The organism is Acinetobacter sp. 1124_18A, assembly GCF_052824995.1.
Map to the genome: position 1 here is coordinate 235,010 of NZ_VTDF01000003.1, position 25,006 is coordinate 260,015.

A 25,006-nucleotide genomic window follows, 5' to 3' on the forward strand; every position below is an offset into this window, starting at 1 on the left:
TTTCTGTAATGCTCATCTTAAATCTTGGCAGAACTCGTTTTTTTAGTTACTATCGCACGCCTTGGTGAGGTGTCCGAGTGGCTTAAGGAGCACGCCTGGAAAGTGTGTATACGTTTGCGCGTATCGAGGGTTCGAATCCCTCTCTCACCGCCAGAATTGAAATTTAAAGAGGCTTAAACCTAATCGGTTTAGGCTTTTTTATTAACCAAATATTAAAAAACAGCCTCGAAAAAACCGATAACTTTTTCATCTTATTTAAGCCATAGATTAAATCAAACATTTCAAATCAATGAAAAATCTCACTTCTTTAGCTAAACAAGCAATTAACTTACATAACCATTTAAATTTACCTTTTTCAATTTATTCAGCCTACAAAGAACAAAAAATTAGAAATGTTCCGATTACGAAACCGTTACTCATCGCTATTTTTAGTGGCGTTAAAGAATTAGGAAGAACTGAAAATATTGTATGTGAAGCTGGTTCTTTTATATTTTTATCAAATAGCGCCAGCATTGATATGCGCAATATTCCAAATCAAGAAGAATATTTCGCGTTCCTCATCGAGTTCGACTTTGACGACTTTAAAGACCTCCCAAATCCATCAGGAACTTCTAAAAAATTTGTACAAGGCCAACTCACCGCCTTACTAGAAAATGCACTTTCTCAATTTATAGATTTTTCTCTCATTGCCCCGCCTTCTGTTTTTAAATTTAGAAGAAGAGAACTTTTAGAGCTTATTTATCATTCTGGTTATACCGATATCTCTAGCCTAAATATGACTATAAGCTTGAGTGAAAAAGTTCAGGCATTAATTTCTGATCATTTATCTACAGAACTCACAGCTGAATTTATTGCTTCCCAACTTTTCATGAGTTCATCGACGTTAAGAAGAAAGCTTAAAAGTGAAGGAAATAGCATTCAAGACATTCGTAATAGATTAAGGCTGGGGCATGGATTGCACTTAATTCAAACCACCAATAACAGCATTGGAAATATTGCATTTGAGTGTGGCTATCAGTCTCAATCTAGATTTACAGAACAATTTAAAAATTTGTTTGGGATCACCCCTCGTGAACTACGTAAGACCAAAATGCTCAGTTAAGGCGAAATTATGGCAAATCTGCGTATAAAAAAATTTAAGAAGAAAACTTAAGATCTTTTGCACACTAAAAAAGGGGCTTAAGAAAGCAGATGAAAAAAGTAGCGGTAATTTTAGCGGGTTGTGGTTATTTAGATGGTTCTGAAATTAGAGAATCTGTTTTAACCCTCTTGGCTTTAGACACAGCAAATATTGAATATCAAATTTTTGCACCCGATGAGCCTTTGTTTCATGTCATCGACCATGTGAGTGGAGAAATAAGCGAAGGTGAGAGCAGAAATATTTTACAAGAAGCGGGACGAATTGCCCGAGGTGAAATTTCCACACTCAATAAACTTGATGAAAATGACTTTGATGGACTTATTATTCCCGGTGGGTTTGGCGTCGCAAAAAATTTATCAACTTTTGCCTTTAAAGGCGCAGAGGCACGAGTACATTCTATAGTTGCCTCAATTCTAAAAGCGTTTCATCAAAGCAAGAAACCTATTGGGGCAATTTGTATTTCCCCTGCGCTCTTGGCGCTTACGTTTGGAGACTTACACCCACATATCACTTTAGGATCTGACACAAACATTGCTAAGGAAATTGAAAAAACGGGTGCGATTCATCATGTCTGCCAAACCTCAGACTGCGTGGTAGATAAACAAAACTTATTTGTTACTACGCCTGCCTATATGGATGACCAAGCTTGTTTAAAAGATGTCTTCTTAGGAATTACAAGTTTAGTTACTGCCATGACAACTTTAGCAAATTAAGATGTTTTATGAGGGATAGAGATTTCTATTCCTCATTTGATGTGTTCTTTGTATAAATCTAATCAACGATAAGCAACTTCGCCCCATTCAGGCTAAAAGACTGATGGAGTTCGGAGTTATCGCCTACTTGATAACTCATACCTGAAGTTAAAGTAAATGTTCGACCATCTTTCAATCTACTTTCTAGCTCCCCTTCTAGGCAAAATAATATGTGCCCTTTTTCACACCAATGGTCCGCTAAGTAATTTGCTGAGTACTCGACAAGTCTTACTCTAATTTTATTTGTTTCTTCACCAAAAAATTGAGTTTTCCAATAAGCTTTTCCTGTTTCACCACTATATTCAGTGACTTCAATTTCTTCCCAGTTTGTAATTTGAAATGGAAAAGGCGCGATATTCATAATTTTTCCAAAGACGTATTATTGTATTTTCAACTTACAGACAAATTTAATTTTTGCAAACGATTTAAAAATATTATTTCTTAAGGTCCACTGCCCAACTCAGTAACTAACCAATTAGATTTCGGATCTTTTTGCACAACAGTTACAAACAAAATATAGTTTCCCGTAGGATCACCAGTAACATCCGCATGTACTGTTTTTATCTTTATGGCGAGTGAAATCATTTTATAAAATTGTTGATAGTAGTCAGGCCTATTTTTTGGTGAGTCGTAACGAATTTCTAGGACTTTTAGAACTTTTGAGTCTTTATAGACCTTAGCTGTTTCAGCACTTCGAATGTTTGATTTCTCACCTGACCAAACATATTTATATGCTGTGGCTGAATCTCCATTAGAAAGTGAATTTAAAAAGGAAATAGCTGTTCGACTTGCCATTTCTTTTTCAGAATTAGCCTTTTTCTCATATGAGTTAAAGGCTACAAACAAGCATAATCCAGCAAGAAGTAGTCCTATAGTTATATAGATTCTAGACTTTGGCATTTGGCTTCCTTTCTAATTAAAAATTAGCTAGATCAAAATTAATTTGCAGAAGGATCTAAATCAATTTAATTTAGGTCTTTTGATTTTTAAGCTATATTAGAATTAGATTAATTTAAAAAATAAATAAGGCAAAATTAAAATTATGCTAGAAACAGAACGCTTACTACTTAGACAATGGAAAGACAGCGATAAGTTACCTTTTATGGATATGAGTATGGATCCTGAAGTGATGACATACTTACCAACTCTTTTAACTGAAGAGGAAAGTCTAAAGTTGATCCAAATAGCTTCAGAAATTATCGATAGAAATAAATGGGGTATTTGGGCTGTAGAATTAAAAGATACTAATGAATTTATTGGATTTATAGGTCTACACAACCAACCAGTTTTATTTGATTTCTCGCCATGCATTGAAATTGCTTGGCGCTTAGCTAAGAAACATTGGGGAAAGGGTTATGCAACTGAAGGAGCAAAAGCAACTTTAGAGTATGCTTTTAAAAAATTAAAATTGAGTAAAGTGGTATCTTTTACAGCTACTGTAAATAAACCATCAGAATCAGTAATGAAAAAAATAGGAATGACAAAAGTAAAAGAGTTCGTTCATCCAGAATTCTCTGGAGATCCTAACCTAGAAAAGCATGTTTTATATGAAATATTAAATCCTTATTTTAGGTAATACTCGTTATTTAATGTCTAAGAAGATTTCTACTTATTTTAATTTTAAAAATAACCTTTACGACAAAAACCCAAACCTCACGTTTAGGCCTTCCTACCTTTAAACTTACTCAGACAACGCTAACAACTTCTGAACATACTGAATTGCATTATTGTCTATGTCTTGGTGAGTCGGAACATCATCGTCTTCAGAAGGGTTTGTGTCTAAACCATAAAATGCATGAAGCGGTTGATAGAATGCACCAACATATAAAGCTGTTAGTTCAAATGGGGTAAAAATCTTCTCCAAAGAAATTTGATACTCTCCGCTTTCTGAATAAACTTGTTCTTGCCCACCAGCAGATAAAGCCAACATAAACTTTTTATTTTTGAGCTTGTCGCCTGTTGAGCCGTAAGCCCATCCATACGCCAAAACTTCATCTAACCATTGTTTCAAAAGCGGTGGACAGTTAAACCAATACACTGGAAATTGAAATACTAAATTTTCGTGTTCTTCTACCAATGCTTGCTCTTTGGCAACATCAATCACCTCGTCTGGGTAGGCTTGATAAATTTGGTGAACCGTAAATTGATCGGGATGTTTTTGTAGTTCCTCAATCCATCTTTTATTTACAACAGACTGGTCTATGTGAGGATGGGTAACAATGACTAATGTCTTTTTCATTATGAAAACACTCTTATCGAAAAGTAGATAAATCGATTATAGAAGTGTGCTTTCCTAAATATAAGTACGGTAATTTATGTTATATACTATACTAAAAGATAGTGTAGATTTTAAAAATGGACGACTGCATTCCAACGTATACGCCATTAGAAGATACGGGTTTTGGCTACACCCTTTCTTTGATTAATGGCAAATATAAAATGATTATTATGTATTGGCTTTATGGAAAAACCGTCATGCGTTTTAATGAGCTGCAACGCTGCATTGGCAATATTTCGTTTAGAACGCTCAGCAATACACTTAAAGAATTGGAAAGAGATGGACTAATTCATCGCAAGGAATATCCTCAAATTCCGCCAAAAGTCGAGTACCGTCTTTCAGAAAGAGGACAGTCTTTGATTCCTTTATTAGATATGATGTGCGATTGGGGCGAGCGCAATAAATCGTCTTAGTTTTATAGACTTAAAGTGATACTAAATATGAGAAATGAATTAAGAGAAATTTTTATTAAGGGATGCGACGATAAAATTGAAAAGAAGGGAGACAATGTCGGTCTGTCTTTTTATGCTTTTTTTAAAAATAAGAATGATAACCCTGAGTTACTGATGGAAGCAGCTCATTGGTGGATTATGTTACATAAGCTAGATCACTTTGAGAAGGCAGTTAAAATTAAACAATTGGTTTTGAGTGAGCAGTAAAATTAGAGTTATTCGAAAAGGCTTAAATTTAAGCCTTTTCATTATTTAAAAAAACATCTACTTAACATATGGCCAAACATCAGGATCTGTATATTCTTCATCGATATGATAGCCCTCAGCCTTGGCTTTTCTCTCTTCCTTTTCCCTATATTTTTTATTTTCAATTAATCTCTTTTTAAACGCTTGCTCGAATTCACTAGGTGTCATTTTATCAGAGTCAGAAATTGAGTCTCTTTCATTATAACGAACACTTTGAAAGCTAAATCTAAGCATATATTGCTCTTCATTACGTTCATTCTTAGCGGTTCTTTTTAAACTGATATCTAAAATAACCCCATTAGCATACAACCTATAACCCAATGATTTTGTAGGGCTATTGTTTATTATATTTTTCCACTCTTCAAAACTAAAAATATAACTTGGGTCAATGACATCACGACTTTTCGATAGATGTTTAATATTATCTTCTTTAGCTATACGCGGAGCATCGGTGAAGAAATAGTTTTTCCAGCCAGCCTGATTAATACGTTTCATTAAAGCTACATAGCTTTGATATATCTGCTCTGGGGTAGCAAATTCTTCTTTTGTTAGTCCGGCATCAATATCTAAAACTTGAATCCCTTCATTTTTATCATATTGAGTACCTAATACAGAAAAAACATGCTCGATTAATAAACTATTAGCACCATTCTCTATTTTTAATTTTCCTAAATGAGGAGGTGAAAATTGAAGTTCTCTAAAGCTAACGCCAGCTGGGTGATTATCGACATCGCCATCACTATACTTTAAAAAATCTTGAACACCTTGTTCACCCATATGCAAAGTGTAGGACTGCTGATTCATAGTCAAATTCTCATTATGTTCTGATGTTGGCTGACAAGCGGAAAGTAATAATCCAAAAATAAAAATTAAGAAATATTGTTTAAATTTTGCCATCATTACTATCTTTCCCTACTTTAAACTCTGCTTTGCTATCCCCCCATCCTGCAATAACTCCTAATTCTTTTTCTAAAAAATCTCTCCCTTTATCACTTTGCATTAAGCGGTGGTATTTACCAGCCGCAACCTTAATCCACTTTATACGGCTATCATAATTCTCAACTTGTGTTCCCTCTAATGGTTCGCTATAAACCGTTTCAGGTAATTGCGATAGAACACCCGCATGACGTCCTTTATGCTGTCCTTGTTTATTTGGCTTTACTGCATCGACGCCGTAATCACTCGATAAAACAAGGGTACTATCTGGTAGGCCGGTAATACGTTGTAAAGAGGCCTGCTTCTGGACTTTCCATTCCTTCCACACAAGTTCTTGTAAAATATTATATTGTTCTTGAACTGCAATCGCCATTAGATGGTCAAAAAGATTTTTAGCGGCCGTTTTAAAATTATCGTTTCGAGTTTTCCCTGCTCGCTTAAAAGTACTTTCAATATCAGGTAAATATCCAAAACCCTCTTCTATCTGGTCAGTCCATCCTAATTGTTTAATAACTGATAAAGAGTTAGACCAAGGCAAATTCTCGACTTCTTTTTTAATATGTTTAAAACCAGATACTTTTCGGGCTTTCTTACAACTTTTAAATGAGGCTGATGAAGCGCTCCATGCATAGTGCCATGGTGCAATATCCATAAATAGCCATAAATTGCCCTTAGCAAAAGAATGTATCGGATCTCGAATCATAGAGTTAATTACAGGGGCTGTTAAAACACCGCCTACGGCACCAGAAATCACAGGCGCCCACTTATAACCCCATGCAGTCAACCCATGCTTAAAAATAGCAGCTACTGTTTTAGAGGCAAATGCTCCAAGTCCCATCCAATAGTAACGACCTCTAAATTGTTTAATCCCTGAAATTTCTTGTTCTAAATAAATTCTGGCATAGACAGAAGCGATACGCCTTGCTCTAGCTTCATACCCGGGTTCGAGTTTGTAATGATTTGCATTTTTCAGATTAGAAACTCTTTTTATTGCTTCTTGCTGATAAATTTCCCAGAAAGTTGAACAATCACATTGAACAGTTTTACAGCTATTTTCTGTAGTATTGGTATTACTGTCCCAATCAAGACTTCCACTCATTTAGCATCACCATCATTGTCAGCAGAATCAGCCTCGAAACTTATCCAATTTAAATCCAACTTTAAATTTTCTTGTGTAGAAGAGTGAATACGTTTAGACCTACCTTTTTCATCTGCCTGAGAGATATACTCATTTCCATCTGTAGAAATTTTATAGTCTACTTTTTTCATGGGTTCACCAGAAGGTAATAACATTTGAAACTTTTCGTTATATGCTTCATAAGCAGGTAATCCTTGAATATTTACTCCTACCTCAGCCCCACCTTTAAATAGATGTTGCCCAGCTTTTACTTCAAACTTTGCTGGTGTAATTAAGGTAATACCATTTTTATTAATAATAATTTGAGAGCCGCCAGCCATATACAAAACCCTATCTAGTAAAATTTTATTTGTCTTTCTAAAATAGATTCCATGAAAATTAATTTAACCAACTTAATATTATGACCTTTATTCTTGCTATTCAACTTGAGGATAGTATTGTGATTGCGGCAGACACCCGTAGTGCAGTGCCTCATCAGGATAATGGCTCATATTTATATCAAGATGGTATTCAAAAGCTCTTTCCATGGGAAAACGGTATTATTACAGGAACTGGCGAATTAAACCTTATTCAAAATGTTATGCATTCTTTTAATAAATTTAAGAAACATAACATCCATGAACTACCAAATTTATTGAAAGCTTCTAGATTAATTCGTGAACAAGAAATCATACATTCTCAGTTAGAAATCACAAAATTACTATATTCAACTTATAGTAAAAATGGAGCACAAATTCACTCAATTCAACCCAACAATCTAGAAGAATATGAAGTAATTAGATGCGAGAAAAATGAAATTTTACTCTGGACATTTAATCCAGATATTAGCCCTATCCTTAATGCACTAACAGAACTACATTCCAATTTAAAACCATTAAATGCATTTAATAATGCAACTGACTGTATCTATTACTATATAAACCAAATATCTCCTATATTTCGTGAACAAGCACAACATGATTCTATGATGAGTAAAGAGTTTGACTTCTTCTTTCAAACCAAAGACGAATACTTTTTTGGAGAATTTTTAAACAATGACTCTATAATCTTGAATAATAAAATAAATAATCTTTAAAAATAGGCCCAACTCTCGTCAGGCCTTCCCTCTATCAAACCCGATTTAAAAAATAGTCGAGCAACACATCCCTTTCATCGGTGTTATTGGTCCCCAAAAGCTGAACCATCGCGCCATCAATCACAAATAAAAACATGTGTGCATCTTCAACTGTAGCAGCCGCTTTTACAGTTAAAAGCAGTTTATGAATTTCTTTAATGAACCAATTTCGGTAGTCAATCACGAGTTTATATGCTGCTGGATAGATCTTTTCAATTTCAAAAATGGCTTTAAATGGCAACCGATAAAAGCCATCTAAGTTCGCATGTAAGAGATAAATTTTCTTGAGTTTATCGAATGCCATGAGTTCACGGTACGAATGAATAATTGAAAACACCTCATGTTTTAAGGCATCTATTTGAAAAGTTAAGCTCATCTGAATGAGCCTTTCTTTGGAGTGAAAATAGTTATAAAAAGTGGCTTTGGGGATTTTGGCTTCCTCAATAATTCGATCTATCCCGATGTAAAACCCATTTTGATTAAATAAATCTTTTGCTGCGTGGAGCACGCTTAATGCTCTAAATGATGCTTCTAAATTTGGCATTTTTATACCGTTTAAAATAATTTTTTGTTGTATGTAAAAGAGATAGAAATGCCGTCACTCTTAAATTGAGCGCTAAAAACAGGCATGCGAAAGCAGCACAAAAATGGTGTGCTCGCCTATCTCGGGTTTTATTGTTGCTATGATTTTTTAGTCGTAATGACCTATGGCTTAAAACCTAGAGTCGATTAAACCTTTTTAAAGACCAGTGCCATATAGACGTAAAGATTTTGGCAAAGGTTGCCAATGAGAGAGATGAAATAGTACGCATTAGCGAACTCCTTTGGGTAATAAAGAAGCTTCGCCACATCACTGCTAAATGATTATGGTGGCGAAACGAAAAGGGGTTAGCAGACTGATTTACCCAAAAATCAGCACATCCGAAGATGTCCCCCTCCCGTTCCGCCGCAGAGGGGGGCACGTAGGGATGCCCACAAAAAAGAGAGACTTTTTCGTGTGCGTTGGGTAAATACGGCCTGCTAAAACCGACTGGTAATGTGACCAGCAGGCAAAGAATAATCCGCGAGTTTTGGAGTGTCAATGTAAGGTTGAATAGAAATTGGTTAAATAATTTTTGTTTTCATTCAATTAGATATTTAAGCTAAACAGTCATTCAACTTAAATTTAAGAATATCATGATAATAATAAAAATGGTGGCAGAACGAAAAGAGGTTAGCAGACTGGACACACAGAACCAGCACACCCGAAAGTGTCCTCTTACCGCTCTACCGTAGAATGGTGGCAAAACGAAAAGGGATTAGCAGACTGGTACAAAAGGAAACCAGCACACCTGAAGGTGTTCCCTTATCGTTCTACCATAGAATGGCGGCAAAACGAAAAGGGGTTAGCAGACTGGGTACAGCACCAGCACACTTGAAAGTGTCCCCTTATCGCTCTACCCTAAAGTAGTTTGCAGGCAAAGAATAATTCTCAATATTTTAAGTGTCAATGTTCATATATTATTAATTTATAAAATATTTTTATTTCCATTGGGTCATTATTTCATTATTAATTTATCATTCATTTTCAAAACTGTTTAAATGAACAGATTGATCACGTTATAAATAAAAGCTACAGTAAATAAAGTTTGAATTTTATAACTTTAAATAAATTGATAATGCATGCAGGCAAAGACATGGAAACCATACATGATTTTTATCGCCGCTTTTCTTTAACCAGAGATAGCGATTACTCGGTTCCATCGACTTCGTTTGGACATTTTAACGTGTTCCAACGCGATGCCTGCTCGTTTCTCACGCCTTATAGCCGCCGCGATTATTATAAAATTTCACTGGTTTTAGGCACAGGCGACCTCCACTATGCCAACCGCTGGATTCGGGTAGACCGCCCTGCTTTATTGTTTTCAAACCCGATGGTTCCCTATGCATGGGAAATTAATTCGCCCGAACAGGCAGGCTGGTTTTGTCTATTTACCGAAGAGTTTGTAAATCAAGAATCTAGACAAAGCTTTTTAAAAGACTCACCGCTTTTTAAAGTCGACGGTGACCCGCTATATTTTTTAAACGACCAACAAGTTGAAGAAATTTCATTTATTTTCAAAAAGATGATGACTGAAATAAATTCAGACTATATTCATAAATACAACGTTTTAAGAAACTATTTGCACCTGATTGTGCATGAAGCCATGAAAATGCAACCGACCCAACAGTTTGAAAAACATAGCAATGCTGCGGTTCGGATTTGCCATTTATTCTTTGAATTATTAGAGCGCCAGTTCCCAATCGACTCACCCCATTTTCAGCTTAAACTCAAAACAGCAAATGACTATGCCTATGGTCTGTCGGTACATGTGAACCATTTAAATCGAGCTGTAAAAGAAGCCACAGGCAAAACCACATCTGAACATATTAGCTCGCGCATTACGCAAGAAGCCAAAGCACTACTACAACACACCAGTTGGAATATTTCTGAAGTTGCCTATAGCTTAGGCTTTGAATATTCAGCGTATTTCACCAACTTCTTTAAGAAAAATACGGGTTTTTCACCTAAAAAGTTCCGTGAAGACTGTGTGGCCTAAAAACAGATTGTTTGAATTTTATAATTATTGGTTTGAATGTTATACGTCAGTTTGAGCCAAAGCATTTTATAGTTTTTCTACTCAAGTGATTTTGCAAAAAGAGTGTGAAAAATGAAATATAGAACTTTAGGACAAACAGGCGAAAAAGTATCAGCACTTGGTTTAGGTTGCATGGGAATGAGCTTTGCCTATGGTGCCTCAGATGACACACAGAGCATTGCAACCCTAGAAAAGGCATTAGACCTCGGCATTAACTTTTGGGACACTGCCGACATGTACGGCAACGGCGCAAACGAAGTTTTGCTCTCAAAAGTTTTAGAAAAACATCGCGACAAAGTGTTCTTGGCAACCAAATTTGGCTTTCGTTATAAAGAAGACAACCTTAACCCACAAAACTCTTTAGAGTCTTATATCGACGGTTCTCCAGAGTGGATTAAAGTTGCGGTCGAAAACAGTTTAAAACGCTTAAATACCGACGTGATTGATTTGTATTATGCGCACCGCATTGACCCAAACATTCCAGTTGAAGACACCATTGGCGCAATGGCTGACTTGGTGAAACAAGGTAAAGTTCGTTATTTAGGACTTAGTGAAGCTTCGGCTGAAACTATTCGTAAAGCGCATGCGATTCACCCGATTGCAGCGGTTCAACATGAATATTCATTGCTTACTCGTGAACTGGAAGATACGCACTTTCAAACTATTCGTGAGTTAGGTATTAGCCTTGTGCCGTATTCACCGTTATCGCGTGGTTTAATTACCAATACGCTTGATGTGGGTAGCCTAGACGAAAACGATTTCCGTCGCCAATTACCACGCTATCAAGGCGACAACTGGAAAAATAACCAAAGCTTAGCGCAAGCATTTAGCGACTTTGCGCAAAGCAAAAATGCGACAGCAGCTCAACTGGCTTTGGCTTGGATTTTGGCGCAAGGTGACGACATTATTCCAATTCCGGGTACGCGTAAAATCGAACGTCTCGTGGAAAATGCAGGTGCTGTAGAGCTTCATTTAACAGCGGCAGATTTAGCAGAAATTGAAGCGATTATTGCGAGATACCCAAACATGGGGGCGCGCTATAACGCCGAGCAACTTGCGGCGGTTAATCACTAAAATATAAGTCATAAAAAAGTCCGACTCAGTGTCGGACTTTTTAATTTAGTCCTTGCTATAACTACCCTGCTGGCGTCCATCGTTCCAAGTCACGTCCAACAATTTATCCGAAATCATCAGACTTTCTGGAAATATACTTAAATTCTTTTTAAATTTAGAGTCTGGTTTTAAACCAATACAGTCACCATTTTTCCACCAAGTCCCTTCGGCATATTGGTCTAAAGCGCCATAAGCCAACATCCATTTAAACTTACCGTCTGGCTGAAGTAAAAGTTCCGAACCAACCTCCATCACGCCATTTAAATAATAGTGCCCACTCCACGCCTCATCGGCTTTTTGGAATTTCACTTCTTTGCATGTACTGGTTGGCTCGGCGTAAATTTGAGATGAAATCGCAATTGTAAAAACGAGTAGCAACCGTGCAAATATATTCATCATTCAATTCCCTGTTTTTTAGTTTTATTTTCCAGACTCAACTTTCAAATAAGTTCCGTCTGCATAAACGTTATGTCCAAAGCCACAACCTGACTCACCTTCATTTTGTTTGGCTTGAATATAATTTCCTAATTTCGCGTTGGTTTTAAAGTCGAGTTGAATGCGACAATCTTGATCTTTATAGACGATTTGCTTTTTATTGCTCGGCATTTTGGTGTCGAACTCCCCCATATTTGGGCCATAAATTAAGCTTCTAAGTCCCATATATAAACCAGCATAGCTGATTGCATATTGGCCCTTCTCACGGCTTACCGTGATGTGATCCCACTCACCAAAACCTGAATAACGTACATACTCACCTGACAAATCATTTGAGGCTTTAGGTGTTGGCAATTGCTTAAGGTTAAACTGGCTCGATTTTGATTTTTCATCGAGCATAAACCACGACCTTGCCCAAAGTAGCTGACCCAATTTGGCATAGGCTAAGCCCACATTATTGTTGGCAACTTCAATATCACGGTCGGTAAATTTAACTGTGGTTTCATCCGCATTGGCTTTACAAAATGCAGTCCAAGAGGCTTGGTTCTGGAAATTTTCGAGCGCCTTTTTATATTGTTTTTGGTCGTAGTTTTTCTTACCCAAGCTCGCGTATTGCTTCACTTTATTACAGCTTTGCTGTAACTCTTGTTCAAAAGAAAACTCTGCATGCGTGACCACCAAAGCCGAAAGTGTGAGAACCGCGCAACCTGAAATAATAGATTTAATCACTTTTAAAATTCTTTAATAATTAACTAATTATATAATATGAGTTAGTTCTATAAATCACAATTCTCTGAAACAAAAGTCCCTTACAATGCTATTTAAATTAGGCACTTTCATTACACCATTTAAAAAGGCCTGAACACTTTAAATCCAAGCCTTTTGATTTTTAGAATTTAGCCAAATCTCAACTAAGAAGATTCACTCAGACTCAAATTAGAATGATGATTTTGACAAATTGCGCTTTGCAAACTATATATTAAAAATTATTTAGCAATATTTAATATAATTATTAACTAAACTTAAGATAAAAAACACTACGCTCCAATACACCCTACAAATTAAAAATATTATCTTATTTTTTAGAAATTCTAATTAAAATAATAAAACTAAATATTAAAAAAATAATTAACAATTGAATAACAATTATTTTATCAAAACCAAATAAGTTTAAATTAATATCCCATGCCATTATAATCTCAATAACTTTAAACTCATGGAAAAAAAGAAATTTGATAAATCTATATTGCAAGATATAAAGAAGCTATATAGCTATGATAATTAGCATGACCCCCTTGCCTTAATTACTGACTATTTCATTATCATTATTTTTATCCTGTTAAGTGAATATTCTTCTTGGTTTTTACCAATAACTATTTTAGTCATTGGTAGTAGACAAAGAGCTTTAGCAACAATTTTACATGAGGCATCCCATTCAGCATTAACTAAAAATAAAAAATTTGGAAAGATATTAGGGACTTACTTTTCAGGTTATTTAATTTTCCAAAGTTGGGATAGTTATTTTAAATCACATGTAAAAGATCATCACATTAAACTTGGTAGTGATGCAGATCCAGATTTTAATTATTATAAGAAATCTGGAATATTTAAAAATTATTCAAAGTCATCTTACTTATGGAAGTTCTTTTGGTCAAAATTATTATTTTTAAATATAAAATCCAGTTTAGTTTATCTTATTAAACATCGACTAATGAGTGCATCCACTAAAATTGAATTTATTAAAATGCTATTTATAAATTTGACCTTTATTAGTATTGGTTCATATTTTTTTGGGTATAAATTCTATTTTCTTTATTGGCTATTACCTTATTTAACTACATTTCAACTAATTACTTGGTTTATTGAACTTGCTGAACACTATCCTATGATTAAATCTGCACGAGTTAATATTAGTGCTAGTAGAAATCGATTCAGCCATCCAATTGAACATTTTTTAACTGGCATGCATAGTGAAAACTACCATTTAATACATCATTTATTTCCTGCCATTCCTTTCTGGAGACTTAAAGAGGCTCATAAAGTTTTATTAGAAGATAAAGAGTATCGAGCTTTGAATAATGATTTTGGTGGAATATTTTTTTCCAGAAATAATGTAGACTCTATGTGGTTTAAGATTTGGAAGAATTATAAGAGTGAATAATCTAGTTATTGGAACGCTATTTGCACTTTGTGCAGCGGCTTTAAATGCATCTATTGGTGTCATTAGTAAATTACTTATGCACAGTGGTTTAAACCCACAAGACATTGCCTTTCTAAAAACAATTATCGCGTTCTTCTTTTTAAGTGTGTTTTTATTTAAAGTCCCTGTTAGCCAAAAAATTGCTTTTATTAGCAGTACTCCAAGCAAACTGAGTGTTTTTGTCCAAATTGCGATATGTGCTTTTTTGGGTATTTTTTCACTGTTCTTTTTCGAAACCATTGCCTACAACCATGGTGCTGCGGCCAATGTAGTTGTGGTACTCATGGCTTCAGCCGCTATTTCAGCTTTATTCTTTGGTAGATTAGTTTTAAAAGAAAGTATTTATATTCATTCTATTGCTGGAACATTACTAGCTGTAGCAGGTATTAGTTTAATTTCATGGAAAGGTGAAAATAGTTTATTAATGCTGATCAATGCCTCTATTGCAGGTATTGGATATGGCTTATTTTCAGTATTAATTAAAAAATTCAGATTAAACGGTGGTTTATTCCTAACTAAGTATTTATTACTTTTTGGTAGTGTTTATCTTGCCGTTCCCTTTTTAATTAACTTCCATAGCATTACTTTTAATACCAATATTATTTTAGGTTTAATTGGCTTGGCTGTTCTGCCGACCATTCTTGGATTTTATTGCACAACCAAAGCGTTAACATATCTACCCGCAGCAAAAGTACAAGTGACCGAACTTTCTGAACCCATTTTTGCCGCACTGATGGCTTGGGTTTTCATTCATGAACAGCCGACCTTATCGTTTTTATATGGTGCGATTTTCATTATTTCAGGCATTGTTTTAATTAACAAAGCGCCTAAAGCATAAACCAATTTCATTAATATTCGTCTGCATGGTGACAAGCCACTTGCACCACGCTGGCAAAATTAATTGCCATTTGTGAAGGGGCATGTTTTTTATAAGCAAGCCCTAAACCCACCGTAGGTACTGGCGCTTTCAAAGAACGATAAGCCACGCCCTGTATTTGCAATTGTTTGGTCGACTCTGGAACCAAAGACACCCCTAAATTTGCAGAGACTAACGATAAAATTGACACAATTTGCGGGGCATTTTGTCCAATTTTGGGTTCAAAGCCGCGCTCATGGCAGGCTTGTTTAATCGCATCGAAAAGCCCTGCACTAATTGAAGGTGGCGAGACAATAAAATCAAGCTCTCGTAGTGCAATTAAATCAATTTCTTGCGTTGAATCATCTAAACTTAAAGACTCAGAAGGTAAAGCAGCAATTAACGGCTCTGCCAATAACTCTTGAATAATTAAACTGTCTGGAATATTGCGAGGTGATCGAATAATCGCAACATCTAAACGGTCTTCAAGTAATAAATCGATGAGTAGCAAGGTGTTCGCTTCTTCAAGTTTTAAATCCACTTTAGGATATTGCTGCTGGAAATAGCGAACACATTTAGGAATTAGAGGATTCAACATTGAGGTACCTGTAAAGCCTAAACGTAGTTGGCCCACTTCACCATTTGCAACTTGTTTAACCAAGTTAGCGGCATCTTCTACACGTTGTTGTACAGGCTGAATCGCATTTAAAAAGGCAAGTCCAGCTTCAGTCAACTCCACCCCATGCGGAGAACGAATAAATAAATCTGCACCTAGCTCTTCCTCTAAGTCCCGTATTTGCATGCTTAAAGGCGGCTGGCTCATATTTAAACGATGCGCTGCTCTGGTAAAGTTTTTTTCTTCTGCTACCGCTAAAAAGTAGCGTATATGCCTTAGTTCCATCGCTATATATAAAACATATCATGACCTATTGTTAAATATATTAGAAAAATACCTCCTAAATTGCTAATTTTTATTTATCGAATTTTCTCGATGCAGCACCGCTTCTACAGCACTGCACTTCTTTTCTGTCATGGTCATGATATGAGCTCTTCATCTACACCCAGTACCTTAAGCACTGAGGCAACTTCTGTTCTTTCCCGCGAATGGATTCACAAAGGGACTAAAGCCTATAAACATGCAGGTTTCGCTTTATTCTTGGTAGGCTTTGCCAGTTTCTCTCTGATTTATTGCGTACAACCGCTCCTGCCAGCATTTAGCCAAAGCTTCCAGATTAGCCCTGCGAGTAGCTCTTTAGCTTTGTCATTAACGACTGCCCTTTTAGCTATTTCAATTGTGCTATCTAGCGCTTTTTCACAGGCAATTGGTCGTCGTGGTGTCATCTTCAGCTCAATGCTGTGTGCAGCTATTCTTAATATTGTGGCTATGTTTACACCTAACTGGCACAGCTTACTCATAGCACGAGCACTAGAAGGTCTATTGCTTGGCGGTGTACCAGCCGTAACTATGGCTTGGATTGCCGAAGAAATCGCACCTGAACACTTGGGTAAAACCATGGGTTTGTATATTGCAGGTACGGCCTTTGGTGGAATGATGGGCCGTGTCGGCATGGGTATTTTGATTGAGTATTTTTCTTGGCGAACTGCTTTAGGCTTACTTGGCGCAATCTGTTTTATTTGCTCAATTGCCTTTTTGAATTTACTTCCTGCTTCGCGTAATTTTGTACAGAAAAAAGGTTTAAATTTAGATTTTCACCTGCAAATGTGGCGGACCCATTTAAGTAATACTAAATTATTACGCCTGTTTGCCATTGGTTTCTTGCTCACGAGTGTGTTTGTGACCTTGTTTAACTACGCTACTTTCCGTTTAAGTGGAGCGCCTTATTCGCTGAGTCAGACTCAAATTAGCCTTATTTTTCTGTCATATAGCTTTGGTATGGTGTCTTCATCATTAGCAGGTACATTAGCCGATCGCTTCGGTAAAAAAACCATGATGATGAGCGGCTTTGCCTTAATGATTGTGGGTAGCCTCATGACACTACTCAGCTCACTATTCGGCATTATTATTGGCATTGCATTTATTACCACGGGTTTCTTTATTACCCACTCACTCACCAGTAGTTCCGTTGGTGCTGAAAGCAAACAAGCCAAAGCCCACGCCAGTTCTCTGTACTTACTGTTTTACTACATGGGTTCAAGTATTGTCGGCTCAGCAGGTGGCTGGTTCTGGTTACACGGCGGCTGGGGTGCGATTGTAGTCTTAACCGTTGTGCTGTCGTTACTTGGAATATTTTTAGTGGTTTATACATCACACGCAAAAGCTTAATAATTTTTAAATAAAGGAAAATCACATGTCGAGTTTATTTGTTTATGGCACTTTAGGCCCAGGTCGTCTTAATGCCCATATACTTGAAAATATTGGCGGACAATGGGCAGAAGGTTGGGTCAACGGAACCTTACATAATGAAGGTTGGGGAGCAGATTTAGGCTATCCGGGAATTGTGCTTGATGAAAGTATCAATCAAGTTCAAGGTTTTGTTTTTAGCTCAGAACATTTAAATGCAAACTGGAAATTACTTGATGACTTTGAAGGCGAAGAATATGAAAGAGTACCTGTACAGGTCACTTTAAATAGTGGAGAACATGTTGATTCTTTTATTTATGTGTTGAAGTCTTAAGTTATTTCTAACGCTCAAGCACATAAACATTTAAAAATTGATAGAAAAAATTTAAGTGGTCATTTTTTGGCTTGTATTTTTTTAAAGAAACTGTAAAATTCATTCCACGTCGCCGACATAGCTCAGTTGGTAGAGCAACTGACTTGTAATCAGTAGGTCCACAGTTCGAATCCGTGTGTCGGCACCATCATTAAACCTCATAAATATTTGATTTATGGGGTTTTTTGTTGTCTGTAGGTTTTGAAATACTTAAAAATTTATAATTATTACCAAAAAATTGAGTGCAGAACTATTGATCTACACCCTTCAAATTATTTTTCATATTTCTCTAATTCAATAACCATTTCTTTTGCTTTCGCTATAGTTTTACAGCAAAACATATTAATAATATTTTAAAGAATATCTTTTCGATAAAAAGCTCTTGTCTAAAACTCTGTTCTTTTAAATTTGATAAATATTTATTATAAACTTAAGCTTCAAAATAAATTTCTAAAACGAATTTATTCTTTTAAAAGTGAAACATGATGCTGCTAATTTATTAAAAAATATAAGATAAAAATAAGAAATATTAAAAAGATACGATTATAATGCGCCACCAAATAAGGTCATATGAATAAGACCTATTTTATAAACTTTAATTCATTAAGATACCAATACGGAAAAGTATGAAACTTCGTTTTATTTTACCTGCTTTATTTCTAACGTTGCCTTTAACAACATATGCTCAAGACACTACATCTCAACCTCAGATGCAAACTACTACAATTCCACCTATTTGCTTAATTGAGGGTACTCCTTCAGCAGAGCACTATAAATCTATTAAACGTATTAAAGCTGCAAAAGGAACCTATGGTGGTTTTGAAGAAGTAAAACCTAAATTAGCGATCATTGCTCGTAAATACGGTGCAGATGTAGTGATTAATTATCATCAAAGCCAAAGATTTGGTTTCTGGCCGTGGCGTATTGTACGTCCTGTACTTACAGGTACTGCCGTGAAATGGAATACACCAGTTGATTGCACAGCATTAGGTGGCAAACAAATTTATTAATACAAAATGAAAAAAGCCCAACATCCTGTTGGGCTTTTTTCGTATTTCGTTACTAAGTACACTTCCTGTAATACCTCACATCCTGATGCTTAAACTTATTGTTGTTGTTTTACGTTTCGGAACTTCCTGTTCCTGATGAGTTCATGATAGGTAATTTATAGAGTTCTAAAAAGACGCCAATTTCCCGAATGTATGTAAGAAAAAGCGTACGAGCTTGTCAGAATGCCTCTATCCTTCTTTCTTCTTCTCTATCATTTTTTCAAAATGTCTAAGGTTTGGGTTCAACGTATCCCAAGCATAGGCTTGGCTCACAAACACTTCTGCTCTAGGCTGATAGAGACTCGGGTCATCAAGCGTACCTGCACGTATTGAAATCATTTCAGCGGCAATTTCAGGTAAGCCAAAAAGTTGAGAACCACAAGCCGGGCAAAACGCTCGTTTAATAGGTCGGCCAGAAGATCCTAAAGTCTCAAAATATTTAAGTTCACCATTCACTTTCAATTCAGATTGGTGAAAAAAAGCAATTGGTGCATATGCCGAACCTGTTGCCTTCTGGCAATCTCGACAATGGCAATTAAAACTATAGCGTGGCTCTGCTTCGCTTTGGTAGCTCACAGCTCCACATAAACACGATCCTTGATACTTAGCTGACATGGCTCATCCTATTTTTTATTGCTGTAATTTGAATATAACGTACATAGCCATTTTGGTAGAGTTGTTGGCATAACTTTGCAGTCATTTGAATTTTAAAATTTGCCAATCCTCGGCTTTGATTTTGTCTTTGCTGATTTTGAATATACTGCGAAAAACCGAGTAATACAGGCTCGGATAAATCTTCAATTTGGATATTGGCAAAACCTTGTTGTTCTAAAGTCGTTCTTAGTATTTCTTCAGTTGGTACAGCATCCCAAGCGATATTCGCTGCTTTGAGTAAATAACGATGCTTTTGTTCTTGCAAGACGGTCATGTTTTGACATGAGTCGGCACGCATTAAATAATGAAAACCTAATCGGCCTTTTGAATTTAAAACTGGAGTGACTGAATCTAGAAATGAATTTAAATTGCTGTGATAAGCCGCATCGATACACAAGACAGCATCGAAGCGTTGTTTAAATTCAAATTGTTTTAAATTTAAAAATGAACCACAAAAAATCTGGCTTATTTCGGGGATAAGTCTTTGAATTTTATTAACGCATTCAGCTTGTAGGTCAACTGCACTAAGGCTTTTGGGTTGATAGTGCTGTAACCAGTGCAACAAACTTGCGCCTCGCCCACACCCTAAATCTAAGAGATGATCTTTTGAATTTAAATTGACAGCTTGTGCCAAATGATCTGCCAATTGGCAACAAGCTTCACGGTAGTTTTGGGTATTTTTCCAAAAACCCAAATTTGTCCAAGCAAGCTCTTCATCATCTCCCAAACTTGATGCATCAATTGCATATTTATGGGGAATAAGTCGAGAAAGAGCCACTCGGACTTTTATTTTCACAATTTTAGTAACCGAGTTCTGGGGCAACTTCGACCTGAGGCTTTAAACCTACAAATGGTAAAGGTGCACCTAAAATTTCAGCAATATGCATCGCGGAAGTAACTGCTGACTCTAAAATTGGTAAACCATCACAAGACCATGAACCACAGTAAAATACTTTACGGTTTAAGTCTAAATGGCGTTGTTGCAATTCTTTATTTAGAGCAATTGTTTGTGAGTCAACGACTGCACGCGTTAAGGTCACTTTTGAAATGATTTTTTTAGGGTCAATATCAGTCACCGGACGCCAAGTCTGGAACACTGGATTTTTGCCTACAAGCGTAGGCTCAACCGCATTCATCCAAACTGTGAATTGCTGACGCGTAAACTTACGATCCATCATATAGCTCAGCACTGACCAGTCTTTACGGCGTGGCGGCATTACTGTTGCATCTGTATGAATGACAAGATCACCTTGCTCAAAACGGAATTGCTTAAGCAAATTCATATCTTCAGCAAATTGTTCAGGGTTTAAAAACTCATCAATTTTAGACGTTGGCGTTGCAACAATCACTCGATCAAATAGGTTCTTTTCACCTTGGCTGTTTTCAACCAGTACTTTTTCGCCTTGTAATTCAACGTTCTTAATCGCTGATCCGCTATGAATGTCGATATCTTTAATTAAGCTGTCTACAAATGCAGGTGTGCCACCTTTCATGCGCAATAGCATGTCGCCATCAGTTAAGTGACGTAAAAACTCAAGTAAGTTTTTTGCAGGCCAGTCGCCAATTGTTTTTGGATTACACGTACAAATGGTATAGAGCACCGGCATTACAACGCCATGCCAAAATACTTCTTCGATATCGTTCTGATTAATAAATTCAGCGAGAGTAATATCTTGATTTTTAGATTTGAAAAACTGGTGGATTGCAGTTTTTAATTGCAACATCCCTTTCACAAGGCGCCAGCCATATTGCTGGATGCCTTTACGGTTATTGATAATCGGGAAATTACCAATACGGCTACGAGATGTGGTTAACCATGTTTCAGTACGGTCTTCAAATAACCAGCTACATGACATATAAGTACGAACCGGAAAGGTTTTAATACCTAAATGAGCAGCAAGGCTGAGCGTGTTTTTCCACAAATGTGGATTCATCACACGCAATGGTGCATCAATAATTCCACCATCGAACTCAACACTATGGCTATCCATTCCCCGGCCAGGAAGTGCTTCAAATATCGTGATCGTATGTCCTGCATCTTTCAGAATTCTTGCTGCCGCAAGACCTGCCATTCCACTGCCAATAATTGCGATATTCAAAATGATGTCCCATTTTTAGAGAATTTTTTTGATTATCACTCATACCCTAAAAAAACACCGTATTAAAAACTACCAGATTTTTATTTTTTGCATCAATTTATATAGAAAATTTTTAACTACTGAGTCGGCTAATTTTTTATATTTTTTTACAAAAAAATACAGCCATATAAAAACTGATATTTTTTATAAATTTAAAAAAAATCTTTTAAATAAAATAAGATAATTTAACTATATTTATATCATCTGTTTTACAACTGCCTTTTTTTGAGATATCATAGAGCCACAATAATGAGAACCAAATCACACAAAACAATGCCGAAACAACAATGAAAACCATCATAAAAACAGAACCTTTACAGCGAAAAAGCCCGCTATTCACACTTGATAGCGGGCTTTTTATTACTTTGCTTTAATAGCGAATTAAGCGCAATTAAACAATTTATGCTTATTGCATGAGTGAACCGAATTTTCCACGATTAAAATCATTAATCGCTTCCATAATTTCGGCTTTGGTATTCATTACGAATGGACCATAACCTTCGATTGGCTCGTTAAGTGGTTGACCAGTCAACACTAAGAATTTAGTGTCTTCTTCTGCATTTAAGCTAAACTCAACACCCTCACGAGACAAAATCGCAACGGTTTTACCCTCAAGACGATTCGCATCATTGACCACAACTGCACCATCTAATACCACAACAAGCGTGGTGTGACCTTCAGGTACATAGAGGGTATGTTTTTGACCTTTAGCCAATTTACCGTCCCACACATTTAATGGACTAAATGTAGTTGCAGCACCTTTTGCATCTGCATATTCACCAGCAATCACCCGCAAATGGCTACCATGCTCGTCTAGTGCAATGTCTGGAATATCTTTGGCTTCAATTGCTTGATATTTTCCAGGTGTCATTTTTGAATGAGCAGGTAAATTTACCCACAATTGCACCATTTCAAAAAGACCACCATGCTCTGCAAATTCAGGAGAATGGAACTCTTCATGTAACACGCCTGCACCCGCAGTCATCCATTGCACGTCACCAGTTTTAATGGTTCCGCCGCCACCGCTCGAGTCTTTATGAGTCACTTCACCTTGGTAGGCGATTGTCACTGTTTCAAAGCCACGGTGTGGATGCGAACCTACACCTTGCTGTTCGTTGGTTGGCGAGAAAGTATAAGGCGCTGCATAATCTAGTAACAAAAATGGGCTTAGGGTTTGGCCTAAACGGTCATAAGAGAATAGGTTATATACAGGGAAACCATCACCCACCCAATGCATCTGGTTATTTTGATATGCACCAAGAAATTTCTTCATCTGATCTCTCCTATATATGTAGGATTTTCTTGAACTGGGATTGATTTTACGCCTCAATAATTGCAGTTTATAGATCAGGATTAGCAACACATTATTTCATCTATGAGACAATCATAAAGTTTGAGGTGCTCTTTTTAAGATCGTCCTATTTTTAAAATTCTTAATCCTATTTTTTAGACTTAATCACGACATAAAACTCAATTAGCATAATTTTAGGCAATGATGACCTAACTTAATAATTTTTAATTATTCATTTTGATAACACGAGGAAATAAAAATGGCTCAAGATTACGTGCGTTTAGACAAGGATAATGCTGCGGTTCTTTTAGTTGACCACCAAGCAGGTTTACTTTCTTTAGTTCGAGATATCGATCCAGATAAATTTAAAAATAATGTATTAGCACTTGCAGATGCTGCGAAATATTTCAATTTACCGACTATTCTTACTACGAGTTTTGAAAACGGTCCAAACGGCCCTTTAGTTCCAGAATTAAAAGAGCTTTTTCCAGATACGCCATTTATTCCACGTCCTGGTCAAATCAATGCATGGGACAATGAAGACTTCGTAAAAGCGGTTAAAGCGACAGGTAAAAAACAACTGATTATTGCTGGTGTGGTCACTGAGGTTTGTGTGGCATTCCCAGCTTTATCTGCACTCGCTGAAGGTTTTGAAGTGTTTGTGATTACCGATGCTTCTGGTACTTTCAATGAATTAACACGTGATGCTGCTTGGGACCGTATGTCAAAAGCAGGCGCTCAGCTTATGACTTGGTTCGGTATGGCATGTGAGTTACACCGTGATTGGCGTAATGATGTGGAAGGTCTAGGTGCACTCTTCTCAAATCATATTCCTGATTATCGTAACCTGATGACCAGCTATAGCTTTAATACATCGCAAAAATAAGTTCTATTGCCTAGATTAGAGTGCTTAAGCGCTCTAATCTTAAATTTAAATGGATTGATCTGACATTGATAAGCTCTTTTGATGATTTTTATTATTTCTATTTAGTCGTAAAGCATGGCGGCTTTAGTGCGGCCAGTGAAGCTGAGAATATTAGTAAATCTAAGCTCAGCCGACGTATTATTGACCTTGAAAATAAATTTAATGTCAGCCTGATTCAAAGAACAACTCGCCATTTTAAAGTGACCGATTTAGGCCAAGAGTTCTATGAAGAATGCTGCAAGGTTATAGCTCAAGTTGAATGCGCAGAAAACGTTTTGTTAAAGCAAAAAAGTGAACCTCAAGGGTTAGTAAAAGTAAGCTGCCCACCTTTAATGATGCATTTTCAAATTAGAAAAATTTTAAATCAGTTTTTAAAAATCTATCCAAAAGTTGAGATTGCACTCGAGCTGACGAGCCGTCGAGTTGACATTTTGCATGATGATATCGACCTCGCGATTCGGACCAATTTTGAACCCAATGAAGATTCGAATTTAATTGTTCGTGATGTGATTAAAACCGATCACTGTCTAGTGGCTTCGCCTGAATTACTTCAAGGCCGAGTAATCCAAAATCATTCTGAGCTACAAGACTTTCCAAGTATTAGCTTAGGCACTCAAAAACAAAACCCTGTTTGGCATTTATGTAATATTCGAAATGGTGAATCGGTTGATGTGCCTTATCAACCACGAATAAAAAGTAATGACTTGGCAGGTGTTTACTATGCAGTGATGGACGGGTTAGGCATTGCCGACCTTCCCTTTTTAACTGTCGAATCTGAAATTCGTAAAGGCACACTTGTTCATATTCTTCCTGACTGGAAGTCGAATATAGGCATGCTACAACTGGTTTATGTATCTAGAAAAGGCCAACGCCTTGTGGTCGAGAAACTCATTGAAACACTGATTGAAGAACTCAGACGTTTACCGGAAAGCCATGAAGGATATCTGTCAACTTAAATAGAAAACCGGTCATGAATGGGCATGACCGGTTTTTGT

Annotated in this window: 27 protein-coding genes, 2 tRNA genes and 2 pseudogenes; 17 read left to right on the plus strand and 14 right to left on the minus strand. The window is 36.4% G+C overall.

Annotation, left to right across the window (positions count from 1 at the left end):
- The first annotated feature begins 63 nt into the window (after positions 1-63).
- The 3 genes from FY048_RS08795 to elbB all read left to right on the plus strand — a co-directional run bounded on the left by FY048_RS08795 (position 64) and on the right by elbB (position 1,854).
- Positions 64-153: transfer RNA gene (locus tag FY048_RS08795), tRNA-Ser, on the plus strand.
- 136 nt (positions 154-289) lie between these two features.
- Positions 290-1,102 carry a helix-turn-helix transcriptional regulator gene (locus tag FY048_RS08800; RefSeq protein ID WP_446090872.1) on the plus strand — a complete coding sequence of 271 codons (813 nt, stop codon included), beginning with the start codon at positions 290-292 and terminating at the stop codon, positions 1,100-1,102.
- Between the two features lie 89 nt (positions 1,103-1,191).
- Positions 1,192-1,854, plus strand: a complete 663-nt coding sequence (gene elbB, locus FY048_RS08805; protein ID WP_446090873.1) for an isoprenoid biosynthesis glyoxalase ElbB — start codon at positions 1,192-1,194, stop codon at positions 1,852-1,854.
- A gap of 58 nt (positions 1,855-1,912) precedes the next feature.
- Here elbB and FY048_RS08810 read toward each other — a convergent pair whose 3' ends face one another.
- Together FY048_RS08810 and FY048_RS08815 are read right to left on the minus strand one after the other, a co-directional pair.
- On the minus strand, positions 1,913-2,254 hold the full coding sequence (locus FY048_RS08810; protein ID WP_446090874.1) for a DHCW motif cupin fold protein: 342 nt from the start codon (positions 2,252-2,254) through the stop codon (positions 1,913-1,915).
- An 80-nt stretch (positions 2,255-2,334) separates the two neighbouring features.
- Positions 2,335-2,793, minus strand: a complete 459-nt coding sequence (locus FY048_RS08815) for a hypothetical protein (RefSeq protein ID WP_446090875.1) — start codon at positions 2,791-2,793, stop codon at positions 2,335-2,337.
- A gap of 142 nt (positions 2,794-2,935) precedes the next feature.
- Between FY048_RS08815 and FY048_RS08820 the strand changes: the two genes are divergently transcribed.
- On the plus strand, positions 2,936-3,469 hold the full coding sequence (locus FY048_RS08820) for a GNAT family N-acetyltransferase (RefSeq protein WP_446090876.1): 534 nt from the start codon (positions 2,936-2,938) through the stop codon (positions 3,467-3,469).
- 105 nt (positions 3,470-3,574) lie between these two features.
- Here the strand turns inward: FY048_RS08820 and FY048_RS08825 are convergent, their stop codons facing one another.
- Positions 3,575-4,132, minus strand: a complete 558-nt coding sequence (locus FY048_RS08825; RefSeq protein WP_446090877.1) for an NAD(P)H-dependent oxidoreductase — start codon at positions 4,130-4,132, stop codon at positions 3,575-3,577.
- Between the two features lie 116 nt (positions 4,133-4,248).
- Between FY048_RS08825 and FY048_RS08830 the strand changes: the two genes are divergently transcribed.
- Positions 4,249-4,584, plus strand: coding sequence for a winged helix-turn-helix transcriptional regulator (locus tag FY048_RS08830; protein ID WP_056482292.1), 336 nt, complete (start codon positions 4,249-4,251; stop codon positions 4,582-4,584).
- Between the two features lie 27 nt (positions 4,585-4,611).
- Entirely contained in the window at positions 4,612-4,830 is a 219-nt protein-coding gene (locus tag FY048_RS08835) for a DUF6500 family protein (RefSeq protein WP_042895615.1), read from the plus strand.
- Between the two features lie 57 nt (positions 4,831-4,887).
- Here the strand turns inward: FY048_RS08835 and FY048_RS08840 are convergent, their stop codons facing one another.
- The 3 genes from FY048_RS08840 to FY048_RS08850 are packed head-to-tail and all read right to left on the minus strand — an operon-like array spanning position 4,888 to position 7,263.
- Entirely contained in the window at positions 4,888-5,769 is an 882-nt protein-coding gene (locus tag FY048_RS08840; protein WP_446090878.1) for a hypothetical protein, read from the minus strand.
- A complete protein-coding gene (locus tag FY048_RS08845; RefSeq protein ID WP_446090879.1) occupies positions 5,753-6,904 on the minus strand; it encodes a DUF2515 family protein in 1,152 nt (383 codons plus the stop codon). The genes FY048_RS08840 and FY048_RS08845 overlap by 17 nt, the downstream gene beginning before the upstream one ends.
- Positions 6,901-7,263 carry a hypothetical protein gene (locus FY048_RS08850; protein WP_017390909.1) on the minus strand — a complete coding sequence of 121 codons (363 nt, stop codon included), beginning with the start codon at positions 7,261-7,263 and terminating at the stop codon, positions 6,901-6,903. Before FY048_RS08850 ends, FY048_RS08845 begins: the two co-directional genes overlap by 4 nt.
- 80 nt (positions 7,264-7,343) lie before the next feature.
- On the opposite strand from FY048_RS08850, the gene FY048_RS08855 reads away from it, so the two are divergent.
- Positions 7,344-8,018 carry a hypothetical protein gene (locus tag FY048_RS08855; RefSeq protein ID WP_446090880.1) on the plus strand — a complete coding sequence of 225 codons (675 nt, stop codon included), beginning with the start codon at positions 7,344-7,346 and terminating at the stop codon, positions 8,016-8,018.
- Positions 8,019-8,052: 34 nt separating this feature from the next.
- Here FY048_RS08855 and FY048_RS08860 read toward each other — a convergent pair whose 3' ends face one another.
- Positions 8,053-8,601 (minus strand): TetR/AcrR family transcriptional regulator, encoded by a 549-nt coding sequence (locus tag FY048_RS08860; protein ID WP_446090881.1) that lies wholly within the window; start codon positions 8,599-8,601, stop codon positions 8,053-8,055.
- Positions 8,602-9,733: 1,132 nt separating this feature from the next.
- Between FY048_RS08860 and FY048_RS08865 the strand changes: the two genes are divergently transcribed.
- Both FY048_RS08865 and FY048_RS08870 read left to right on the plus strand, forming a co-directional pair.
- Entirely contained in the window at positions 9,734-10,636 is a 903-nt protein-coding gene (locus FY048_RS08865) for a helix-turn-helix domain-containing protein (RefSeq protein ID WP_446090882.1), read from the plus strand.
- A 111-nt stretch (positions 10,637-10,747) separates the two neighbouring features.
- Positions 10,748-11,749, plus strand: coding sequence for an aldo/keto reductase (locus FY048_RS08870; protein WP_446090883.1), 1,002 nt, complete (start codon positions 10,748-10,750; stop codon positions 11,747-11,749).
- Positions 11,750-11,794: 45 nt separating this feature from the next.
- On the opposite strand, the gene FY048_RS08875 is transcribed toward FY048_RS08870, so the two are convergent.
- Together FY048_RS08875 and FY048_RS08880 are read right to left on the minus strand one after the other, a co-directional pair.
- The gene (locus FY048_RS08875) at positions 11,795-12,187 is read right to left on the minus strand and encodes a hypothetical protein (RefSeq protein WP_446090884.1); all 393 of its coding nucleotides are present in this window, start codon (positions 12,185-12,187) and stop codon (positions 11,795-11,797) included.
- A 21-nt stretch (positions 12,188-12,208) separates the two neighbouring features.
- A complete protein-coding gene (locus FY048_RS08880) occupies positions 12,209-12,952 on the minus strand; it encodes a hypothetical protein (RefSeq protein WP_446090885.1) in 744 nt (247 codons plus the stop codon).
- Between the two features lie 568 nt (positions 12,953-13,520).
- Between FY048_RS08880 and gntB the strand changes: the two are divergent.
- Together gntB and FY048_RS08890 are read left to right on the plus strand one after the other, a co-directional pair.
- Positions 13,521-14,384: pseudogene (gntB, locus tag FY048_RS08885) on the plus strand (guanitoxin biosynthesis L-arginine gamma (S) hydroxylase); the annotation flags it as partial.
- The gene (locus FY048_RS08890; RefSeq protein WP_446090886.1) at positions 14,377-15,261 is read left to right on the plus strand and encodes a DMT family transporter; all 885 of its coding nucleotides are present in this window, start codon (positions 14,377-14,379) and stop codon (positions 15,259-15,261) included. The pseudogene gntB and the gene FY048_RS08890, both read left to right, overlap by 8 nt.
- Here the strand turns inward: FY048_RS08890 and sxtR are convergent.
- Positions 15,235-16,180 (minus strand): annotated as a pseudogene (sxtR, locus tag FY048_RS08895) (multidrug efflux pump transcriptional activator SxtR). The gene FY048_RS08890 and the pseudogene sxtR overlap by 27 nt on opposite strands.
- Positions 16,181-16,321: 141 nt before the next feature.
- Here sxtR and sxtP point away from each other — a divergent pair.
- The 4 genes from sxtP (at position 16,322) to FY048_RS08915 (ending at position 18,964) form a co-directional block, all read left to right on the plus strand.
- Positions 16,322-17,563, plus strand: coding sequence for a multidrug efflux MFS transporter SxtP (sxtP, locus tag FY048_RS08900; RefSeq protein WP_446090887.1), 1,242 nt, complete (start codon positions 16,322-16,324; stop codon positions 17,561-17,563).
- Positions 17,564-17,588: 25 nt separating this feature from the next.
- Positions 17,589-17,915, plus strand: coding sequence for a gamma-glutamylcyclotransferase family protein (locus tag FY048_RS08905; protein ID WP_446090888.1), 327 nt, complete (start codon positions 17,589-17,591; stop codon positions 17,913-17,915).
- Positions 17,916-18,026: 111 nt separating this feature from the next.
- Positions 18,027-18,102, plus strand: a tRNA-Thr gene (locus FY048_RS08910).
- A 478-nt stretch (positions 18,103-18,580) separates the two neighbouring features.
- Complete coding sequence (locus tag FY048_RS08915) at positions 18,581-18,964, plus strand: hypothetical protein (RefSeq protein ID WP_111855155.1); 384 nt, start codon at positions 18,581-18,583, stop codon at positions 18,962-18,964.
- 228 nt (positions 18,965-19,192) lie between these two features.
- Here the strand turns inward: FY048_RS08915 and FY048_RS08920 are convergent, their stop codons facing one another.
- The 4 genes from FY048_RS08920 to FY048_RS08935 form a co-directional block, all read right to left on the minus strand.
- Positions 19,193-19,618 carry a GFA family protein gene (locus tag FY048_RS08920; protein ID WP_446090889.1) on the minus strand — a complete coding sequence of 142 codons (426 nt, stop codon included), beginning with the start codon at positions 19,616-19,618 and terminating at the stop codon, positions 19,193-19,195.
- Entirely contained in the window at positions 19,608-20,453 is an 846-nt protein-coding gene (locus tag FY048_RS08925; protein WP_446090890.1) for an SAM-dependent methyltransferase, read from the minus strand. The genes FY048_RS08920 and FY048_RS08925 overlap by 11 nt, the downstream gene beginning before the upstream one ends.
- Before the next feature lie 4 nt (positions 20,454-20,457).
- Positions 20,458-21,756, minus strand: coding sequence for an FAD-dependent oxidoreductase (locus FY048_RS08930; RefSeq protein ID WP_446090891.1), 1,299 nt, complete (start codon positions 21,754-21,756; stop codon positions 20,458-20,460).
- A gap of 445 nt (positions 21,757-22,201) precedes the next feature.
- Positions 22,202-23,068, minus strand: coding sequence for a pirin family protein (locus FY048_RS08935; protein WP_016139912.1), 867 nt, complete (start codon positions 23,066-23,068; stop codon positions 22,202-22,204).
- A gap of 277 nt (positions 23,069-23,345) precedes the next feature.
- Between FY048_RS08935 and ycaC the strand changes: the two genes are divergently transcribed.
- Both ycaC and FY048_RS08945 read left to right on the plus strand, forming a co-directional pair.
- Positions 23,346-23,972: an isochorismate family cysteine hydrolase YcaC gene (gene ycaC / locus FY048_RS08940; protein WP_191104694.1), complete on the plus strand. Its 627-nt coding sequence runs from the start codon at positions 23,346-23,348 to the stop codon at positions 23,970-23,972.
- A gap of 20 nt (positions 23,973-23,992) precedes the next feature.
- Positions 23,993-24,967, plus strand: coding sequence for a LysR substrate-binding domain-containing protein (locus tag FY048_RS08945; RefSeq protein WP_446090892.1), 975 nt, complete (start codon positions 23,993-23,995; stop codon positions 24,965-24,967).
- Positions 24,968-25,006: the final 39 nt, after the last annotated feature.

What these genes read in the sequence shown, in the direction of transcription:
- FY048_RS08815 (WP_446090875.1), bottom strand. Translation starts at nt 2,793, where the DNA reads ATGCCAAAGTCTAGAATCTATATAACTATAGGACTACTTCTTGCTGGA.
- FY048_RS08860 (WP_446090881.1), bottom strand. Translation starts at nt 8,601, where the DNA reads ATGCCAAATTTAGAAGCATCATTTAGAGCATTAAGCGTGCTCCACGCA.
- FY048_RS08830 (WP_056482292.1), top strand. Translation starts at nt 4,249, where the DNA reads ATGGACGACTGCATTCCAACGTATACGCCATTAGAAGATACGGGTTTT.
- FY048_RS08800 (WP_446090872.1), top strand. Translation starts at nt 290, where the DNA reads ATGAAAAATCTCACTTCTTTAGCTAAACAAGCAATTAACTTACATAAC.
- sxtP (WP_446090887.1), top strand. Translation starts at nt 16,322, where the DNA reads ATGAGCTCTTCATCTACACCCAGTACCTTAAGCACTGAGGCAACTTCT.
- FY048_RS08820 (WP_446090876.1), top strand. Translation starts at nt 2,936, where the DNA reads ATGCTAGAAACAGAACGCTTACTACTTAGACAATGGAAAGACAGCGAT.
- FY048_RS08810 (WP_446090874.1), bottom strand. Translation starts at nt 2,254, where the DNA reads ATGAATATCGCGCCTTTTCCATTTCAAATTACAAACTGGGAAGAAATT.
- FY048_RS08865 (WP_446090882.1), top strand. Translation starts at nt 9,734, where the DNA reads ATGGAAACCATACATGATTTTTATCGCCGCTTTTCTTTAACCAGAGAT.
- FY048_RS08915 (WP_111855155.1), top strand. Translation starts at nt 18,581, where the DNA reads ATGAAACTTCGTTTTATTTTACCTGCTTTATTTCTAACGTTGCCTTTA.
- FY048_RS08870 (WP_446090883.1), top strand. Translation starts at nt 10,748, where the DNA reads ATGAAATATAGAACTTTAGGACAAACAGGCGAAAAAGTATCAGCACTT.
- FY048_RS08855 (WP_446090880.1), top strand. Translation starts at nt 7,344, where the DNA reads ATGACCTTTATTCTTGCTATTCAACTTGAGGATAGTATTGTGATTGCG.
- FY048_RS08920 (WP_446090889.1), bottom strand. Translation starts at nt 19,618, where the DNA reads ATGTCAGCTAAGTATCAAGGATCGTGTTTATGTGGAGCTGTGAGCTAC.
- FY048_RS08835 (WP_042895615.1), top strand. Translation starts at nt 4,612, where the DNA reads ATGAGAAATGAATTAAGAGAAATTTTTATTAAGGGATGCGACGATAAA.
- FY048_RS08825 (WP_446090877.1), bottom strand. Translation starts at nt 4,132, where the DNA reads ATGAAAAAGACATTAGTCATTGTTACCCATCCTCACATAGACCAGTCT.
- FY048_RS08935 (WP_016139912.1), bottom strand. Translation starts at nt 23,068, where the DNA reads ATGAAGAAATTTCTTGGTGCATATCAAAATAACCAGATGCATTGGGTG.
- FY048_RS08905 (WP_446090888.1), top strand. Translation starts at nt 17,589, where the DNA reads ATGTCGAGTTTATTTGTTTATGGCACTTTAGGCCCAGGTCGTCTTAAT.
- FY048_RS08850 (WP_017390909.1), bottom strand. Translation starts at nt 7,263, where the DNA reads ATGGCTGGCGGCTCTCAAATTATTATTAATAAAAATGGTATTACCTTA.
- FY048_RS08875 (WP_446090884.1), bottom strand. Translation starts at nt 12,187, where the DNA reads ATGATGAATATATTTGCACGGTTGCTACTCGTTTTTACAATTGCGATT.
- elbB (WP_446090873.1), top strand. Translation starts at nt 1,192, where the DNA reads ATGAAAAAAGTAGCGGTAATTTTAGCGGGTTGTGGTTATTTAGATGGT.
- FY048_RS08840 (WP_446090878.1), bottom strand. Translation starts at nt 5,769, where the DNA reads ATGATGGCAAAATTTAAACAATATTTCTTAATTTTTATTTTTGGATTA.
- ycaC (WP_191104694.1), top strand. Translation starts at nt 23,346, where the DNA reads ATGGCTCAAGATTACGTGCGTTTAGACAAGGATAATGCTGCGGTTCTT.
- FY048_RS08845 (WP_446090879.1), bottom strand. Translation starts at nt 6,904, where the DNA reads ATGAGTGGAAGTCTTGATTGGGACAGTAATACCAATACTACAGAAAAT.